The sequence below is a fragment of the Paenibacillus dendritiformis genome (genome assembly GCF_021654795.1).
GTDB lineage: Bacteria > Bacillota > Bacilli > Paenibacillales > Paenibacillaceae > Paenibacillus_B.
In genome coordinates, this window is the sequence record NZ_AP025344.1 from 5,716,668 (window position 1) to 5,734,177 (window position 17,510).

The following is a 17,510-nucleotide window of genomic DNA, read 5'->3' on the forward strand; positions in this document are numbered from 1 at the left end:
TAACTTGTGATTAAGGGTAGACCGGAGCGAGCTGCAGTCCGCTGCTCTCCTCCCAGCCCATCATCAGATTCAAATTCTGGATGGCCTGCCCGGCCGCTCCCTTGACGACGTTGTCGAGGACGGAAATGACCGTCACCCGCTTCGTTCGCGCATCGACCGCGAAGCCGATATCGCAATAGTTCGAGCCGAACACTTCCTTCGTAGCCGGAAGCTCTCCTTGCGGGCGTATGCGGACGAAGCGCCGCCCCGCGTAGCTCTCCCGATAGAGCCGAATGAAGTCCTGTTCCGTATAATCCCCGGTTAGCGTGCTGTACATCGTGCACAAAATGCCGCGCGTCATCGGCGTCAGATGGGTCGTGAAGGTCACGGTTACAGGCGCTCCCACAGCCTCGCCAAGCAGCTGCTCGATCTCCGGAATATGCTGGTGCTGGTTGACCTTGTAAGCCTTGAAGTTCTCGTTCATCTCCGCGTAATGAACATTCAGGCTGACGCCCCGCCCTGCTCCGGACACGCCGGACTTGGCGTCGATAATGATCGTCGCCGGATCGATCCAGCCCGCCTGGACCGCAGGCGCTAGGCCAAGCAGCGCGGCCGTCGTATAACAGCCCGGATTGGAGATCAGCCTTCGTCCCTTCACCCGCTCCGCGCGGCCGCTCCATTCGCACAGGCCGTACACCGCTTCCTCCAGCAGCTCGGCGGGCGGCGCATCATGCTTATACCACTTCATATATTCCGCCCCGTCCTTCAACCGGAAATCCCCGGACAGATCGATGACCTTAAGGCCCGCCTGCAGCAGCTGCGGCACGAGCTTGGCGCTGACGCCCGATGGCGTCGCCGTGAACACGACATCGGCCTTGCTCTTGATCAGCTCCGGGTCAACCCCATCGAGCGTGTCGGTCACGATCTCATGCAGATGCGGAAATCCGGCAGCTATCGGCGTCCCCGCGCTCGAAGCCGATATGACGGACGCAATGTCCGCATACGGGTGATTCAGCAGCAGACGAATCAGTTCCACGCCGCCATAACCCGTCGATCCGACAATCGCCACCTTCATTGCCTGTTCCTTCCCCATGTCTCGATCTCTCCATTTCTTTGCCTTTCAGTAGAAAATACGTTCCGGCGCAATAATTTATGTATCATTATACATCCGAGTTTATATAAATACAATCACTTTTCCAATTTCCTTTTTCTTACCCTTCTCCAACGGAAAAAGGCATGGGGAGCGAAGCCTCAAGCTTCTCCTCCTCATGCCTTTTTCATATGAATCTATAAACGCTTCCGCAACCCGATCCATGCGGAGAACGCGTCACATTTCCTTATGCTGCTGCTTCGGCTTGGGCTTCTGCCGCTGCCGCGGCTTGCCGAACAATCCGTATATTCGCTCTGACTCCTTGGTCAGTAACGGGCCCAAGACAGCCAATATGAGCACATACAGTACGGCGAACGACTGAACGACGGGCAGCAGACCGCCCATTTTCCCGATATTGGCCATAATGATTGAGAATTCGCCCCTGGATACGAGCGTAAAGCCGATGTTCATCGATGCCCGCCCGGAAATGCCGGCCACGCGCCCCGCGATATAGCCGGACAGCATATTTCCGAGAATCGTAAGCAGAACCCCGAGCAAAGCGACCCATACCGCTCCGAACAGCGAGGTCGGGTCAATCGTCAAGCCGAAGCTGAAGAAGAAGATCGCGCCGAACAGATCGCGGAACGGCAAAATATAATGCTCAATCCGCTTCACATGGCTCGATTCCGCCAGCACCATGCCGACCATCAAGGCCCCGATGGCCTCCGCGACATGGAAGGTCTCCGAGAAGCCTGCCGTCAGGAACAGCGCCGAGATGATAACAAGCAGGAAGAGCTCCGCCGACTTGATATTGAGGCCTTTATCGATAAAAGGAATGAACCTTCGTCCGATGAACAGGAAGAGCAGAATGAAGATCAAAGCCGACAGCGATGTCAGGAGCACGCTCCAGAATGAGCTGTCTCCGCTCAGCACCAGCCCGGACAATATCGAAATATGCACGGCGATGAATAGATCATCGAACATAATCATGCCCATAATAATTTCGGTCTCGGGGTTCGCCGTCCGCTTCAGGTCGACGAGGACCTTCGCCACGATGGCGGTGGAAGAGCTCGTCATGATCCCGCAGATAACCATGGTCTCTTTGAGCGGGAAGCCCATCAGCCATCCGAGCAGCAGACCCGAGACGAAATTAATCCCGATGTAGCATAGTCCGCCGACGACAATCGATTTGCCCGACTTCAGCAGCCGGCTGACGGAAAACTCCAGCCCGAGATAGAATAACAGGAACAGCACGCCAATGCGTCCCATGAAATCAATAAATACTCCGCTCTCAATAAACCGCAGGTCAATGACTCCGAAATGGGGAGCATGCGGTCCGACGGCCATCCCAATCAAAATATAGAACGGGATGACCGAAAACCGGAGCTTGTTCGACACGAGTCCTACGATCGTAATTAAGGCTATCGCCAGTCCGATTTCAAAAATTAACGTATCCATATATCCCCCTTTGTACATAGGGATAGCAGCATATATGGACGCGGCTTAGCGCCGCCCCCCTCATCAACTCTCATCGCATCCAGTAGACAAAAATGCTTTCAGCGCTTTCAGGTGCTGCCTTTCCCCGGTGACTACCAGCGTCGTATTCGGTGCAAATTGATAATCCGGGCCCGGATTAATGTGCTTCGATTGATTTTTCTCGACTACGGCGATAATGGTCGCGCCCGTCCGTTCACGGATTTTCAATTCCCCGATGCGTTTGCCGATGCATTTTGCATGCGAATCCAGTTTGTACCATTCAATGACAAGGTCATTCAATGCCATCTCTACCGTTTCCAATGCTTTCGGTTGATAATTCAAGCCGCCGATGATGCCGGCGATCATGCGGGCCTCCTCATCCTCCAACGTTACCGTCGACAGAATAAGCTCGGGATCTTCCTCGTCGAAATGGTACATTTCCCGGCGGCCGTCGTCATGAATAATAATGACCAGCTTGTCTCCGCTCGCTGTCTCCATCGAGTACTTCCGACCAATTCCCGGTAAATCCGATTGCCTGATATTCAATGTGATTCCCTCCACTATCGTAATGATTCAGCTTGTGCTCCCGGCATTGCCAGCTGTGCGCATGGCTACGTCCACGAACGCCGAGGTGAATTTTACGGGCATCAGAAATAAACATTTGAGCGCAATCGCAATAAATGCCAAAAAATGAAAAATATGAGGTGTAATTTCAGATGGAATGCTCCATTTTAGAATTGAGGGGGTTGATATCATCGGGGGCGGGCCGACGAACTTCACCTTGACGTTCGGCCTCGTGCTAACAATGGTATGCGTATACGGTTCAGCCACTTGCTTCGGCGACTCTTCCGTAACCGGATGAAAATCAAGATGCAGCGGCATGAGTATCGAGGTGATGAGAATAAGCACCACGATGACAAGCGCGCACGGATTCCCGCGGATTCGATTGTTCGTCACTGCCATTCGTGCACCTCCCATAACTCAGTCATCTATCGGCCGGTTAGTTCATGCCGTGGTTCTGGCAGATGAATCTTATCCATCTCTATCCATCGTATGTATATGATGGACTCATTCAGGGGAGTCGTCACCTTGCGGAAAAAGAGCATCTTCCCGTTTTTATGTAGGTAACAATTCTGTAATAATCGTAACATCGGCTCACTGCCCAAGTCAAGAAAGTTTACATATATATTAAGGAAAAGAGTCTGAACCATTCAGCGGATGTCCAGACTCTACCTGCAGTGGAAACATCTTGTGGCTGTTGCTCGGCTTACGGCCGTTCGGGAGACAGCTTGAATCCTTCTCCCAGCACCTCATTCGTGTCGCTAATAATGACGAAGGCTTGGCGATCGACGGAGCGGACCAGTTCCTTCAGCCGGATAATCTCCGTCTGGCCGACGACGACCATCAGTACGGTTCGTCCTTCCCCCGTGAAGCCGCCTTCCCCGCGCAGCTTCGTCAAGCCGCGATCGAGATCATGCAGAATAACCTCAGACATGCGCTCGGCCTCCTCGCTGATGATGAAGGCGACCTTCGTCGAGCCGAGGCCGACCTGGACGATATCAATCGTCTTGCTTGTAATGAACAATGCGATCAGCGCATACATGGCGCTCTCGAAGGAGAGCATGAAGCCGGCCAGCGCGATGATGATGCCGTCGCAGATCGCGACGGACAGCGAGAGACTGATGCGTCCGTACCGGTGAAGCAGCTGTGCCGAGATGGCGTTGCCCCCGGTCGACCCGCGCCCGCGGAAGACGATGCCGAGGCCCAACCCGATGCCGATGCCGCCGAATATGGATGCCAGCAGCGGGTTATCCGTCGCCGGCTCGATGTGGCTCGTCAGAAATATAAAGGTCGGCAGCGCCAGCGAACCGATGAATGTCCGTACCCCGAACTGCTTGCCGAGCAGGAGAACGCCAATTATAAATAACGGTATATTGAAAGCATACTGGGTGTAGGCCGGGTTCCAGCCGAATTGCTTTTCCAGCAGAATGGACAGACCGGAGATGCCGCCGGAGGCGATGCGGTTCGGGAGCATCAGACTGTTGAACGTCAGCGCCATAATGAATGCGCCAACCAGGATCCAGCCATAGTCAAGCACGATCCGGAGCGGATGATGATAGGGCAGCCGGGGCTCGCGGCGCCGCGGCTTGCGGGAAGATCCCGATGAGGCTTGACCTTGAGATTGGGATTGAGATTGAGTTGGCATAACGATTGCGTCTCTCCTTGTTCACCATAATTGCAAATCACGGACATCGTCCATGATAGTATTGCTTGCTTTCCAGGCCCTCACTCTAGCATAGTGAAGCGTTGCCGTGCAGAAAAAAACCTGCCCCGATATGAACATCGGCGCAGGTGGCAAGTCGGTCTATATTAGGATCCGTTCCAAAAGCCTGGCTTTTCGAACGGAACAACCTCGATTAAGATTCGGAAGCGGGTTGGATTAATGTGCGCAAATACGCTTCGATGAATTCGTCGATGTCGCCGTCCATGACGGCGCCGACGTTGCCCGTCTCCACCTGGGTGCGATGGTCCTTGACCATGCTGTACGGGTGAAACACGTACGAACGGATCTGGCTGCCCCACGCGATTTCCATCTGATCGCCGCGGATTTCGGCAAGCTGCTTCTGCTGCTCTTCGATTTTGCGTTCGTACAATTTGGATCGCAGAAGGGTCATCGCCCGTTCGCGGTTTTTGATCTGGGAGCGCTCCGTCTGGCATGTCACGACGATGCCGGTCGGAATATGCGTAATCCGCACGGCCGAATCCGTCGTATTGATATGCTGGCCGCCGGCGCCGCTGGCCCGGTACGTGTCAATCTTCAAATCTTCATTCCGTACCTCGATCTCGACATCATCCGTAATCTCGGGAACGACGTCGCAGGACACGAAGGACGTGTGGCGTCTGCCGGAGGAATCGAATGGAGAGATGCGGACCAGCCGGTGAACGCCTTTCTCCGCCTTCAAGTAGCCGTAAGCGTTGTAGCCTTTGATGAGGAGCGTTACGCTCTTGATCCCGGCTTCATCCCCCGGAAGATAGTCGAGCACCTCGACCTTGAAGCCCCGCTGCTCCGCCCAGCGCGTATACATGCGCAGCAGCATCTGTCCCCAATCCTGGGACTCGGTGCCGCCGGCGCCCGGATGAAGCTCCAGGATAGCGTTCATCTTGTCGTATGGCTCGCTGAGCAGCAGTTGAAGCTCGAACTGCTCGACCCGCCCATACAGCTGCTTCACGCTCTCTCCCAGCTCCTGGGCGAGGCCTTCGTCATTTTCCTCTTCGGCGAGCTCCAGCATCATCTGCGTGTCCTCATAGTCCTGCTGCAGCTTGCTGTACTCCTCGACGATGCCCTTGATGGCGTTCAGCTCGCCAATAACGCCTTGCGCCCGCTCGTTATCATCCCAGAAATCCGGCGCCGACATCTTCTCTTCGTAGTTCGCTATCATCTCTTGCTTCAGATCGAAGTCAAAGAGACCCCCTAAGGGTGGTCAATTTGGCTGCGATATCCCGCAATTGATGGCGTACACTTGCATCAATCATCTGCTGTCACCTCGACCATATTGTATGGGAAGGGAAGTCATTCCATTCCCTCCGATCCGAATAACGGGCGGCTCATTCCTATGCCGCCCGTCCATCTCATCGGCTTATTGCCATGCCGCCGCTTAGACAGTGCCTATTGCGGTCATTCATTGACCGCCCCGACACCTGCCTATAGAACGGCTCCCTTACCCTTGTTTGCCATGACACTGCTTGTACTTCTTGCCGCTGCCGCAAGGGCAAGGGTCGTTCCGGCCGATTGTCTCGCCCTTGGCGACCGGACGCTTGACCGCCGGCTCGGCGTTGGTCGACATTTTGCTCTCGTCGACAACGGCTTGGCGTTCCACATTCTGCTCCACTTGAGCCTTCATAATGTATTGCGAGACTTCTTCCTGAATGGAAGCGACCATGTTGTTGAACATCTCGTAGCCCTCGAACTGGTATTCACGCAGCGGATCGGTACCGCCGTACGCTCGCAAATGGATGCCCTGGCGAAGATGATCCATCGCATCGATATGATCCATCCATTTGGAATCGACCGCGCGAAGCACGACGACCTTCTCGAACTCGCGCACGAGCTCCGGTCCGAGACGCTCTTCCCGCTCGGTATACTTCTCAACGACCTTGTCGAACAAGAACTCGACGATCTCGTCCTTCTCCTTGCCCCACAGGTCATCCTTCGTAATCGTATCTTCATCCAGCATCGTCCGGTGCATATAATCGACGATCTCCTGCAGCTCCCAGTTCTCCGGAATATCATCTTCGTTGCAGTGCGCGTCGACGGCGCGCTCGATGCAAGGCTTGATCATATCCATGACGATTTGCCGGATATTTTCCGCCTCCAGCACTTCGCGGCGCTGACGGTAAATAATCTCGCGCTGCTGGTTCATCACGTCGTCATATTGAAGGACGACTTTGCGCAAGTCGAAGTTGTTGCCTTCGACCCGCTTCTGGGCAGATTCTACCGCGCGCGTAATCAGCTTCGACTCGATCGGCTGATCCTCCTCGAAGCCGAGGCGCTCCATCATGCCGAGCACGTTGTCCGCGCCGAAGCGGCGCATCAGTTCGTCCCCGAGCGACAGGTAGAACTGCGTCGAGCCCGGGTCGCCCTGGCGTCCGGCACGGCCGCGAAGCTGGTTGTCGATCCGACGGCTCTCATGGCGTTCCGTCCCGATAATATGCAGGCCGCCCAGCTCCGGCACGCCTTCGCCGAGAATAATATCCGTACCGCGGCCGGCCATATTGGTCGCAATGGTAACTTGACCCGGCTCGCCCGCCCGTGAAATAATCTCGGCTTCCTCTCTATGGAACTTCGCGTTCAGGACCTGATGCTTGATGCCCTTCTTGCGCAGCTTATCCGACAGCAGCTCCGAGTTCTCGATCGATACCGTACCGACAAGCACCGGCTGCTGCTTCTGATGCCGTCTCACAATCTCTTCGACGACCGCGTTGTACTTCGCACTCTCCGTCTTGTAGACGACATCCGGCGCATCTTTCCGCTGATTCGGCTTGTTCGTCGGAATCTGAATAACCTCAAGCCCGTAGATGCTCTTGAATTCTTCTTCCTCCGTCTTCGCCGTACCGGTCATGCCGGCCAGCTTGCGATACATCCGGAAGTAGTTCTGGAACGTAATCGTCGCCAGCGTCATGCTCTCGTTCTGCACTTCCAGATTTTCTTTCGCCTCAATCGCCTGATGGAGGCCATCGCTGTAACGGCGGCCCGCCATCATGCGGCCGGTGAACTCATCAACGATGACAATTTCGCCATCATGCACGACATAATCGACGTCACGGCGCATAATCACGTGCGCCTTGAGGGCCTGCTGCAGGTGATGGTTCAACGTAACGTTCTTCAGGTCGAACAGGTTATCGACAGCGAGCACCTTCTCCGCCTTCGATACCCCCGCTTCTGTCAGAGCGACCTGACGCGTCTTGACGTCGACCGTGTAATCCTCTTCTGGGTTCAACAGTCTCGCGAATGAATCCGCAAAATGGTAAAGATCTGTCGACTTGGCGGCTTGTCCGGAAATAATCAGCGGCGTCCGCGCTTCATCGATCAGAATGGAGTCCACTTCATCAATAATGGCAAAGTTCAGCGGGCGCTGAACCATTTGTTCCTTATAGAGCACCATGTTGTCGCGCAAGTAATCGAACCCATACTCATTGTTGGTGCCATACGTAATGTCGCAGGCATAAGCTTCCTTCTTCATCAGAGGATCCATGCCGGCCAAGTTCAAGCCGACTGTCATGCCTAGGAACTGATAAATTTGCCCCATCTCTTCGCTGTCGCGCGTAGCCAAATAGTCGTTGACTGTAACAACATGCACGCCTTTGCCGGCGAGGGCGTTCAAGTAGACGGGCAAGGTCCCGACCAGCGTCTTCCCTTCCCCGGTTTTCATTTCGGCGATTTTGCCTTCATGAAGCACCATACCGCCAAGCAACTGCACGTCATAGTGACGCTTGTTAAGCACGCGCTTGCCCGCTTCGCGGACGGTAGCGAACGCTTCAGGCAGCAGTTGATCCAGCGTATCGCCCTTCTCAAGACGGGCGCGGAATTCCTCCGTCTTCCCGCGCAGCTGTTCATCCGTTAATTTCGCGAATTCCGGCTCCATGCCATTGATCACGTCCACGGTCTTCATCAACCGTTTCACTTCGCGCTCGTTGGCATCACCGAATATCTTTTTCACAAGTCCTAGCATGCTAAACCCCTTTCACGCAAATCCGTTCGTGATTTCTTCGTCCATCCCACCCCCGCGGAGCGGGTGGATTCGGGAATGGCGGCGTTGACTCGTTTTGCAATAAATTGTAACAGTTTCAAAAGGCGCCCGCAACCTTGGCAGGGCAGGAATTCGCGCATTTCCGCCAATTCAGGCCGTCCTGCCTTGCAGAATGAGTGAATGTCTCGCTTTCGCAAACTATATGAAACTTTTCAAGTAAAGCCGCAAAATGTGTACTAAACATCTTTACTATAGTATATACGCGAAAAGAGCCCATTCCGTTGTGGAAATAGGCTCAGTCCAAATTTGGGTATTGGGTGCAGACTCTGACATCGCAATGCAGCAGAGCCGGCCAAGCCGTAATCAGCCTTGTTCAATCAAGCCGTAGCGCCCGTCATTGCGGCGGTAGACTACGTTCACTTCCTTCGTCTGTGCGTTCGAGAAGACGAAAAAGCTATGTCCAATCATATTCATCTGCAGAATCGCTTCTTCGACGTCCATCGGCTTCAGCGTGAACCGCTTCGTCCGTACGACTTCGAGCTGGTCTTCCTCATCCACCGGTACCGGCGTGGCCGCATCGCTGAACAGATGCGCATCGGTGCCCGTCTGACGGAACTTCCGGTTGACCTTGGTCTTATGCTTGCGGATTTGCCGTTCCAGCTTGTCCGTAACGGAATCGATGGATGCATACATATCCTTGCTTCGATCTTCCGCCCTTAGCAGCAAGCCCGGCAAAGGAATCGTCACTTCAACGGTATGCTGATCGCGTATCACGCTCAGCGTCACGTTGACATCTGACTTAGGGGGAGCTTCAAAATAGCGTTCCAGCCGCCCTAGTTTCTTCTCGACATAATCGAGCAAGGCGTCTGTCACTTCAATGTGTTGACCTCGAACTTTATAATTCATAGGACACTCCTCCTTTGATGCCTTCATTATACCATATCTGCCCAGCAAGAACCACGTGAAACGGTTACAATTCATTAACAATATGTATGAGCTATGTACCCGGCCGAAGCGCGTTTGAATCTGGATTTTTGTGGCTATTGCCGGCAATGACAACGTTATTATTAATATCATTAATTAAATAGAAAAGGCCGTCCCTCCTTAGCCGGGAAACGGCCGCAACCTCGGATACAGCCGGCGCACGCCCAGGCTTCCATTCGGCGGGCTGCTCAATCAAGCAGTACCCGATCTCGCCGCTCTCGGCGGCAATGTGAACCCATTCATCCTCTGTTAAGGTTTGCAGAGCCATTGGAAGGAGTATATTTTCTTCCTTAAAAATCATCTCGTCCATTTCTTGAACGAGACTGCGCAGGCGTCCCGCGATGCGTTGCCGTTCTTCCATCTCGCCGAAAGAAGAGTCGAATATAACCTGTCTTACCTCCTTCAGATCAGCGCGGATACGATCGTCGACGCCCCACATGACCTGGGTCGGGCCGTGAATTCCGTAGCGCTCCAAAAAAGGAAACAGCAGATTCTCCTTGCGGCAGTAATGCTTATCTATCTCCATCAGAAGCTTCAGATCTTCCAGCACCTTGTCCTGGCTGCGCTCGCTTCCATCCTGCATGAAGCGATCCATATGAAGAGAAAGCTGGAAATGAAGCAGCCGCTCCAGCTCGCGATTTTCGAACTTGAATGTATGAACCGGATGTCCGGGCTGCTCCTCTGGCTGAGCAGAACGGTGCAGCTCTTGGATAGACCCCTTGAAGACGGCGGTATGGACGGAGCAGAGGCGCTGCACCTCCTCGACCGGAATTCCCTCTTCGCCGATCAACGCCTGCTCAAGCGCCGAAATTTCCGCCACCGTCACATCGCCCACCGCCTCCTCAAATTGGGCCCTGACTTCATCAACCGGTTTACCCTCATGGAGTTGTTTAATAATTTGCTTTAGCTGTTCCTGCCGCTCCCGATTGGTTTTGTGACCATGACGCCCGCGGTTGCTAATGATTTCACTCATTGCGGATCCCCTCCCTGCCGATGACACGATAGCCTTCGCGTTCGAATGTATCAATAATGACATCCATATCGATTCCCTTGGTTTTGGCTCCCCTTGGAATCGTCATGATGCGGCCAGCTGTATTTAATACGACGGGATTCGCAATCTGCTCAAATCCCAGTGACTGCATCATGCGAATCATATCGGAATCGGATGCGCATAAGTCATACACCGTTTTCGTCAGATCAAGCGTCTTGTTCATTGCCGCTCCCCCTTACCGCTTGCAAAGAATAGCTGCGCTTAGAATGAGAATGGTTCTCGTCTCTGCTTTTAGAGAAACACGGCTCATTCCAACAGCTTGTGATTGCACGCACATAGAGAGTGAGAGCATGTTGTCGTGGGCGAAGGGGAGTTATTGCCCTTCCTCATGCGTCCCGCGCTTGATCATCAGTCCGATGAACAGCAGAAGAGGAATAGCCACGCCTGCTGTAAATACGATTGGGATCCACATTGTGGCGGTGAATTGCTGCTCGGAAGCCGAATTCGGAAAAACTTTTCCCGACACAACGACGAGCAGCGCGACCATAGGCAGCAATATGCCTCGGCGGCTCGGAAGACGGGCAAGACGGACAAGCCCTGATACTGCGGCGTAGAAGTAGAGGGACATTTTCACAAACGCGGTTATTAACCACAGACCCGCCGCAATCGCCTCAACCCGTTCCAGAAATTTGCCGATGCTGATTCTCTGCGCCAAGGAATAGACCGGATACTCTTGCAGTGAGGTGACGTTAGCGCCAAGCACAAGGATGGTTAACGTCGCGACGAGACTTGAGAGGCCCCCGCCGATCAATACAGCTCTAACGAAGGCTGGAGGGCTCTTGCCGGCGCCTGTCAACTCGACGGGCTGAATCATCAGGAAGACCGCGAGGGGCATATAGGACAGGCTCAACACCACCAGCACCGAATGCGCCAGTTCCTTCGGCCCCGCTTCCAGGAACGGCTGGACATTCCGAACATCGATTTGCGGAATCAGCAGCGCCGCCATAAGTAGAAACCAAAGCGCAAACCAAGGAAACAGCAGTTCCGCCATTCTGGCCAATGTATCAAAGCCGCTCCCGATCGCATACAAGAGAAGAAGAGCAAACAGCGCATTGACGAACAGAAGCGGCGTCTCCGGCATCAAAACCGTAATAATAAACTTGCCGACATCGAATAACACCAAAGCGGCTCCGAAGAAGGAAAACAGGATAAACAGCAGCGCCAATCCTTTCCCGATCCATATGCCGAACAGCGACTCGCTTATTTCAACGATCGTCATTCCGGGAGCGGCACGGTTAATCCGGTTATACAGCAGGACGAGCAGCAAACCCGGCCCCATTGCCGCGATGGGAGCCATCCAGGCATCTTGTCCGATTTCCGCTGCTAATCCGGCCGGCGTAATCAGAATCGTGGTCCCGACCGTGAAGAGAATGACCAGTATTTTAAATTGACGCAGATTGATTTTCATCGGGTTCACCATCAACTCGCCCCCCCTTTGGTACAAGCAGCTTATTCTTTCACTTTTTCAAGAAATGTGCCTTTCATTTTCCCGGAGGTTCTTAGCTTCACATCGACATGAAAATGTACGGGCACGGAAGCCATACGTTCTGGCCAATCGGCCTTCAGCCGGGCCCAAGCTCCGGGAGCCGAACGATGAACGGCAGCCCCCAGGCCGATAAAGTCGCTCTTCATGTCATGCGCCTTTTTGAGCGTCTTCTCTAAAACCAATGCCAGCCTCTTTTCCCCGATCTTTTCCAGAGCGCGAATAACGGCCGGATCTCCAAGATTAGCCTTGCACTGCGTTTCTCCTATATTGGCGATTGCCGTGATATGGATATCGATTTTCGGCATGCGGCTGGCTTTAGCTCTATTTACATGAATTCGGCTGTTTGTTCTAAGCGTTTCTAACACAAGCATACCTTCTTCGCCCGGACAAGGAATCGCGACCACGGTGCTCCTCACGCGGCCCTTTATGTAGTTATAGCCTTTGCTCTCATCTTCATTTAGCCAACCGGCGAGCTTATCTTTACGAAAGATGGCCATTCCTTCATATTTTAATTGTGCCGGCGATTCCGTTGCCTGTATATTTTTTCTCGTCTTCCCTTCCTTTCGATCGCCAAGGTATCGAATGCCTGTAATGACAGGCGTTTTCCCTGCGGTCATCATATCGGATATCAGCTCATCCAGCTTGACTGTCCCGGTCGCCGCCCACGATTTGCTTGACATCTCCAGCGAGGAGAACATTTTGTCGGCCGGAATTTTTTCGATAGCCGGGTAATCCTTCAAAATCTCCTCGGCCCTAATCTCCCTGGCGATGGCGATGTAAAAGTCGGTTCGAAATTCATGATCCCGGGAAATGAATTCGATTGCGGGGCCGATGCCCCTTCTGGCCGCTTCTTCGCCGATCAGGAACATCCTCAGATGGGAAAAGTAGATTTTTCGAGCAGACGTTGTCGTCATCCTCCTGACAGCATCGAACAACGTCTTCCCCCGCTCCTTATAGACCGTAACCGGAGCGCGTCCGCTCCCCTTCCTCGAAGCGATTTCTGCCGGATCGACCACCTGAACGCTGACAATATACCCCTCTTCCGCCTGGTCAACCCCCATTGCTACCGCGATGACCATATCGTTGACTTCTCTCCTGTCCCAACACCCGGTCAAGACCAGCGCAGCGATAAGCCAAAGCGCAGCAGTGCGCCATATATAGCCCGAATATATCACGGTTATCTGCCCCCATCGCGCTTCTTTTTCGTATTAATTGGGTGTATGCGTTGGGCGAGGCTGACCTTCGGAAGTCTGAAGAGGCTGTCCTGCTGATCCCGCAGATTGAACGGGGAGAACGGTGTCATGTACGGCACGCCGAACGATCGCAGGCTGCACAAGTGGACCATAATCATCCCGAGACCGATAAAAATGCCATATAACCCCGCCATCGCCGCCATTCCCATCAGCGGATACCTCAAGATTCTGACGGCAATTCCCATGCTGTATGCAGGAATGGAGAAGTTGGAGATCGCGGTTATCGCGACGACAATGACCATCCCTGGCGATACCAGCCCCGCCTCTACCGCCGCCTGGCCAATCACTAGCGCGCCGACAATGGATACGGCCTGCCCGATCGCCCTTGGCATGCGAACGCCTGCCTCCCTCAAAATCTCGAAGATCGTTTCCATAATCAAGGCTTCCACAAAAGCGGGGAAGGGAATGCCTTCCCGCCCGGCCGCGATACTGATCATGAGCGGCGTAGGAAGCATCTCTTGATGGAAGGTCGTAACGGCGATATATAGGGACGGGCCCAGCAGAGCAATAAAGAAGGCCAACATCCTCAGCATTCGAATCAACCCGAAGTCGGAGCGCTGATAGTAATCTTCGGAAGCCTGGAAGTATTGAATGAAGAGGGCAGGCACCAACAATACGAAGGGCGTTCCGTCGACCAATATCGCTACGCGTCCTTCCATCAGCCCGGATGCAACCACATCGGGCCTTTCCGTGTTGTACATCGTTGGAAAAGGGGTATAGGTCCGGTCTTCAATAAGCTCTTCGATCATGCCGCTTTCCAATATGCCGGCCAGCTCCAGCTTGTCCAATCTCCGATGAACTTCCTTCACCACTTGCTCGTCTGCCGTTCCCTTTATGTACATGACGGCTACGCTCGTCTGCGACAGCGTCCCGATCGTTTTGCTCTGCAGCCACAACTTCGGGTTTTTGATTTTCCGGCGAACAAGCGCCGTGTTTGTCCTCAAGTTTTCGGTGAACGCATCCCGCGGGCCTCTCACCACCGTCTGATCTTCGGGAGTATGCACCCCGCGATCCTCCCAGCCTGCCGTATCCGCGGCAAGTCCACGGCCGCATCGATCAAGCAAAATAATGGTTTCCCCGCTCATCAGGCAGCTGAACAGTTTGCGGAAATCGGCCACTTCCTCAAGGTGCGACACCGACACGGCATATTGTTTGAATATGGTGAACCAATCCGCCTCTGGCGATCGCTCTTGCTCCTCCGAGATTATCTCGCTGCTCGTAACCGCCCTCACGATAAAATCTTGCACTGCCGTCGTATCGGCCAGTCCTTCGATGTACAAAATGGCTGTCTTCAGCTCAGACCTTCCTCCCACCCACAGTTCTCTTACGACGAGATCCGTGCTTTCGCCCAGCGTCTCCTTTACCTTTTGCACATTCTTCTCCATAGCCGCGGCTAACGGTTCGTTACCCAGCGCGGAGCACTCCAAGGTTTCATCCTTTCCGCTCATGTGCAGCCTCCTTCCCCGGTATATTGTATTTGGAGTATTCCCGGATGGGGTATTTTTTACAAACAAAAAAACAAGCCCAACGCCCTTTAGCGGCGCTGTGCTTGTCTTGTTAGGCAGGCGTGCCTCTCTCTGGTCTGTGTTGTGCTTAAGGAGGCCTCCTATGCACCTGCAAACACGAATCCAGCTCTTTTCTCTTCAGCAATTCTTCCGCAGCATGCAAGTCATCTACTGAATCAATTCCAATAATGTCTCCTTCTGCGAATGGACTAACATTAAATCCAAACTCAACAGGCTTTACAAATTACTTAACTATATTAGCAAATGCATTATCCAATGTAGGGATTCAAAAATTGTTTTAAGTCCCTAGACTCAAGTTTGTTTTTGATAAATTGGGGATCGGGAGAGTTTTGTAAATACTTTTGAGCAATCTCATCGGTAAAGTCTCTATTTCGTGTGTATCTTATTTCGTGTTTTCTTTCTTGTTTAACTGGAGAAAATTCATTTATTTTCCCCGTACTAATGTACTCGATCAATGACTCATGAGCAGCTTTGACTGCCTTCATCCCAATAACAAAAGGGTCAATTGCTTCAGCTCTAGGAAATGCATGGAATAACATATCTCCTGAATCTAGCCCGCTACTTAACAAATGAATAGTGGCTCCAACCAATTCTGGGTTACCATCATACAGGGCCCAAAAATTGCATGAACTTCCACGATAATATGGAGAAGTCCCCATATGAATGTTTATGGCTTTATTAGCAACCAGAAACTCGCATAATGGACCTTTAATGTAACTAGAACCAAAAACAATGTAGTAATCGGATTTAAGCGCAGGGGATAATGTTTGGATGTCTAACATATTTAGATCCCCGCTTTTGAGTACAAGCTGACTTACATTATTAGAAGTGAACTTTATATTTCCGAATACTTCTCGTTCCGCATTCATAACATGACTGAAATATTCCTGCATAATATCGCTCTTCTTAAAAAAGTCAGCAACTCTTCCTGGAAAAACAGTATTGCACTCTTGAATCGCGTACACTTCATCCGCAATAGTTGCCAGAGACTCTATTAAAGACACATGCCGTGGTTGATTGCTTGTAAAAACTGTTATCTTCATAACACGTCAATCTCCATTTTTTTTATAATGTTTGCATGATCTTCTCTCGGAAATTCATAAAGTGAATGAAAGTTATCCTTCATATTGGACCTAAACCCTAGTTTTATATGAAGTTCTTTTAATACTTCAATTGTCTTATGGTTATAAGAGTTACATGGATGTGACATACAATCCGGTGTGTCTCCAGTAATAGCTGAAAGAACCTGTAAATTGGTTTTGTACTCATTCATCTGTTCACTACTATCTAAATCAGCAGTTGATGTAGGGTGGGAGTGCGTATGTAGTCCGATCTTATGTCCTTTTTTATGTAATTCTAAAACATTCTCCTTAGTCATCCAAAGTTTATTTTTTAAGGAATCAAAATCTATTTTATATTCGTATAGCATCGTTTCCATAAGTTGGTGATATTTAGCAGGTTTTAAAATCTGATCTCTTAGATATCGAAATGTCCGATCGTTATCCGTATAAAAGGAAAAATCCTTTAAATATGATGACGGGATAAAATTGTCTAAGGATTGGATAACCTCATCTCCATATTCCGACTTCTTAGCTAAAGTAAAAAATGCATTATAAAAATCATCTACATCTTGGAAGTATGCAAACCTAAAGTATCTGTAAACCTCCAGTTTTTCTAATTTTCCTTCTAAGGGAGATGTATATACAAACCAAAATGCTTTCAAACTGAACTTTTGTAACACGGGATAGGCAATATCATATTGACACTTAAGGTTGTCGTCGAAGCTTAAACAAAGCTCATTATGTTTCAAAGTGCCGCGTAATGCCTTATCCATCCATTCATCTGCTGATAATATGTCATTATTCTTTTGTAAATATAAGATCATTTCTTCTAATTTACCTGCCGATATTGAACCTTGACCACGAATATGTTCACAATCATCATGAAAATGATGAAACATTATGCTATGAGGTCTCATGTCGTTCTCCCATTCCTATATACTGTAAAAAATCAATTCAAATTATATATCGGTAACAGAGGGAAAATTATGTACCTTTAGAGCGTAAGGCAGTGACATTTAGTTAATGAAAACAGTAGGCTTTTCTAAGAACAAACAAGTGGAGAAACAAAAAATCCTGGCACTAAGTGCCAGGATTTCGTTAAGCTAATCGGAATCATATATAATTCGACTCACGTCGGTATAATTACAGTTTGATTACGTTAGCTGCTTGTGGACCGCGAGCGCCTTCCACGATATCGAACTCAACTTCTTGACCTTCTTCCAGAGTCTTGAAGCCTTCTGCTTGGATAGCGGAGAAGTGAACGAATACGTCGTTGCCTTCTGCAGTCTCGATAAAGCCATAGCCCTTTTCAGCGTTAAACCATTTTACTTTACCTTGCATGTCGATAACATTCCC

At 51.5% G+C, this 17,510-nt stretch carries 15 protein-coding genes and 1 pseudogene; all 16 read right to left on the reverse strand.

Annotated elements, in window-relative coordinates:
* Nucleotides 1-10: 10 nt before the first annotated feature.
* Nucleotides 11-1,072: an N-acetyl-gamma-glutamyl-phosphate reductase gene (argC, locus tag L6439_RS25405; RefSeq protein WP_213471274.1), complete on the reverse strand. Its 1,062-nt coding sequence runs from the start codon at nt 1,070-1,072 to the stop codon at nt 11-13.
* Nucleotides 1,073-1,306: 234 nt separating this feature from the next.
* Complete coding sequence (locus L6439_RS25410; RefSeq protein WP_168179090.1) at nt 1,307-2,527, reverse strand: cation:proton antiporter; 1,221 nt, start codon at nt 2,525-2,527, stop codon at nt 1,307-1,309.
* A 63-nt stretch (nt 2,528-2,590) separates the two neighbouring features.
* The gene (locus L6439_RS25415) at nt 2,591-3,091 is read right to left on the reverse strand and encodes a cation:proton antiporter regulatory subunit (protein WP_172879164.1); all 501 of its coding nucleotides are present in this window, start codon (nt 3,089-3,091) and stop codon (nt 2,591-2,593) included.
* A gap of 27 nt (nt 3,092-3,118) precedes the next feature.
* Nucleotides 3,119-3,508 (reverse strand): hypothetical protein, encoded by a 390-nt coding sequence (locus tag L6439_RS25420; RefSeq protein ID WP_168179092.1) that lies wholly within the window; start codon nt 3,506-3,508, stop codon nt 3,119-3,121.
* A gap of 304 nt (nt 3,509-3,812) precedes the next feature.
* On the reverse strand, nt 3,813-4,751 hold the full coding sequence (locus L6439_RS25425) for a YitT family protein (RefSeq protein ID WP_213471275.1): 939 nt from the start codon (nt 4,749-4,751) through the stop codon (nt 3,813-3,815).
* A 211-nt stretch (nt 4,752-4,962) separates the two neighbouring features.
* A protein-coding gene (gene prfB / locus L6439_RS25430) for a peptide chain release factor 2 (RefSeq protein ID WP_213471276.1) occupies nt 4,963-6,079 on the reverse strand; the annotation gives its coding sequence in 2 pieces (ribosomal slippage) (nt 4,963-6,006 and nt 6,008-6,079; 1,116 coding nt in all).
* Between the two features lie 185 nt (nt 6,080-6,264).
* Nucleotides 6,265-8,775 (reverse strand): preprotein translocase subunit SecA, encoded by a 2,511-nt coding sequence (secA, locus tag L6439_RS25435; RefSeq protein ID WP_168179095.1) that lies wholly within the window; start codon nt 8,773-8,775, stop codon nt 6,265-6,267.
* Nucleotides 8,776-9,156: 381 nt separating this feature from the next.
* Nucleotides 9,157-9,699 (reverse strand): ribosome hibernation-promoting factor, HPF/YfiA family, encoded by a 543-nt coding sequence (hpf, locus tag L6439_RS25440; RefSeq protein WP_168179096.1) that lies wholly within the window; start codon nt 9,697-9,699, stop codon nt 9,157-9,159.
* Nucleotides 9,700-9,934: 235 nt separating this feature from the next.
* Nucleotides 9,935-10,750, reverse strand: a pseudogene (locus L6439_RS25445) (DUF438 domain-containing protein); the annotation flags it as partial.
* Nucleotides 10,743-10,991, reverse strand: coding sequence for a DUF1858 domain-containing protein (locus L6439_RS25450; RefSeq protein ID WP_213471277.1), 249 nt, complete (start codon nt 10,989-10,991; stop codon nt 10,743-10,745). The pseudogene L6439_RS25445 and the gene L6439_RS25450, both read right to left, overlap by 8 nt.
* Before the next feature lie 150 nt (nt 10,992-11,141).
* A complete protein-coding gene (locus tag L6439_RS25455; protein ID WP_168179098.1) occupies nt 11,142-12,248 on the reverse strand; it encodes a GerAB/ArcD/ProY family transporter in 1,107 nt (368 codons plus the stop codon).
* A gap of 29 nt (nt 12,249-12,277) precedes the next feature.
* Nucleotides 12,278-13,489, reverse strand: a complete 1,212-nt coding sequence (locus L6439_RS25460) for a Ger(x)C family spore germination protein (RefSeq protein ID WP_237096643.1) — start codon at nt 13,487-13,489, stop codon at nt 12,278-12,280.
* 2 nt (nt 13,490-13,491) lie between these two features.
* On the reverse strand, nt 13,492-15,015 hold the full coding sequence (locus tag L6439_RS25465) for a spore germination protein (protein ID WP_213471278.1): 1,524 nt from the start codon (nt 15,013-15,015) through the stop codon (nt 13,492-13,494).
* Between the two features lie 326 nt (nt 15,016-15,341).
* Nucleotides 15,342-16,136, reverse strand: a complete 795-nt coding sequence (locus L6439_RS25470) for a formyltransferase family protein (protein WP_213471279.1) — start codon at nt 16,134-16,136, stop codon at nt 15,342-15,344.
* A complete protein-coding gene (locus L6439_RS25475; protein ID WP_213471280.1) occupies nt 16,133-17,071 on the reverse strand; it encodes a polysaccharide deacetylase family protein in 939 nt (312 codons plus the stop codon). Before L6439_RS25475 ends, L6439_RS25470 begins: the two co-directional genes overlap by 4 nt.
* Nucleotides 17,072-17,297: 226 nt before the next feature.
* A complete protein-coding gene (locus tag L6439_RS25480) occupies nt 17,298-17,495 on the reverse strand; it encodes a cold shock domain-containing protein (RefSeq protein WP_168179101.1) in 198 nt (65 codons plus the stop codon).
* Nucleotides 17,496-17,510 lie beyond the last annotated feature (15 nt).

Coding starts and splice junctions, on each gene's coding strand:
- secA (WP_168179095.1), bottom strand. CDS start 8,775: ATGCTAGGACTTGTGAAAAAGATATTCGGTGATGCCAACGAGCGCGAA.
- L6439_RS25425 (WP_213471275.1), bottom strand. CDS start 4,751: ATGCCAACTCAATCTCAATCCCAATCTCAAGGTCAAGCCTCATCGGGA.
- L6439_RS25450 (WP_213471277.1), bottom strand. CDS start 10,991: ATGAACAAGACGCTTGATCTGACGAAAACGGTGTATGACTTATGCGCA.
- L6439_RS25455 (WP_168179098.1), bottom strand. CDS start 12,248: ATGGTGAACCCGATGAAAATCAATCTGCGTCAATTTAAAATACTGGTC.
- L6439_RS25465 (WP_213471278.1), bottom strand. CDS start 15,015: ATGAGCGGAAAGGATGAAACCTTGGAGTGCTCCGCGCTGGGTAACGAA.
- L6439_RS25420 (WP_168179092.1), bottom strand. CDS start 3,508: ATGGCAGTGACGAACAATCGAATCCGCGGGAATCCGTGCGCGCTTGTC.
- L6439_RS25480 (WP_168179101.1), bottom strand. CDS start 17,495: ATGCAAGGTAAAGTAAAATGGTTTAACGCTGAAAAGGGCTATGGCTTT.
- L6439_RS25410 (WP_168179090.1), bottom strand. CDS start 2,527: ATGGATACGTTAATTTTTGAAATCGGACTGGCGATAGCCTTAATTACG.
- hpf (WP_168179096.1), bottom strand. CDS start 9,699: ATGAATTATAAAGTTCGAGGTCAACACATTGAAGTGACAGACGCCTTG.
- argC (WP_213471274.1), bottom strand. CDS start 1,072: ATGGGGAAGGAACAGGCAATGAAGGTGGCGATTGTCGGATCGACGGGT.
- L6439_RS25470 (WP_213471279.1), bottom strand. CDS start 16,136: ATGAAGATAACAGTTTTTACAAGCAATCAACCACGGCATGTGTCTTTA.
- L6439_RS25475 (WP_213471280.1), bottom strand. CDS start 17,071: ATGAGACCTCATAGCATAATGTTTCATCATTTTCATGATGATTGTGAA.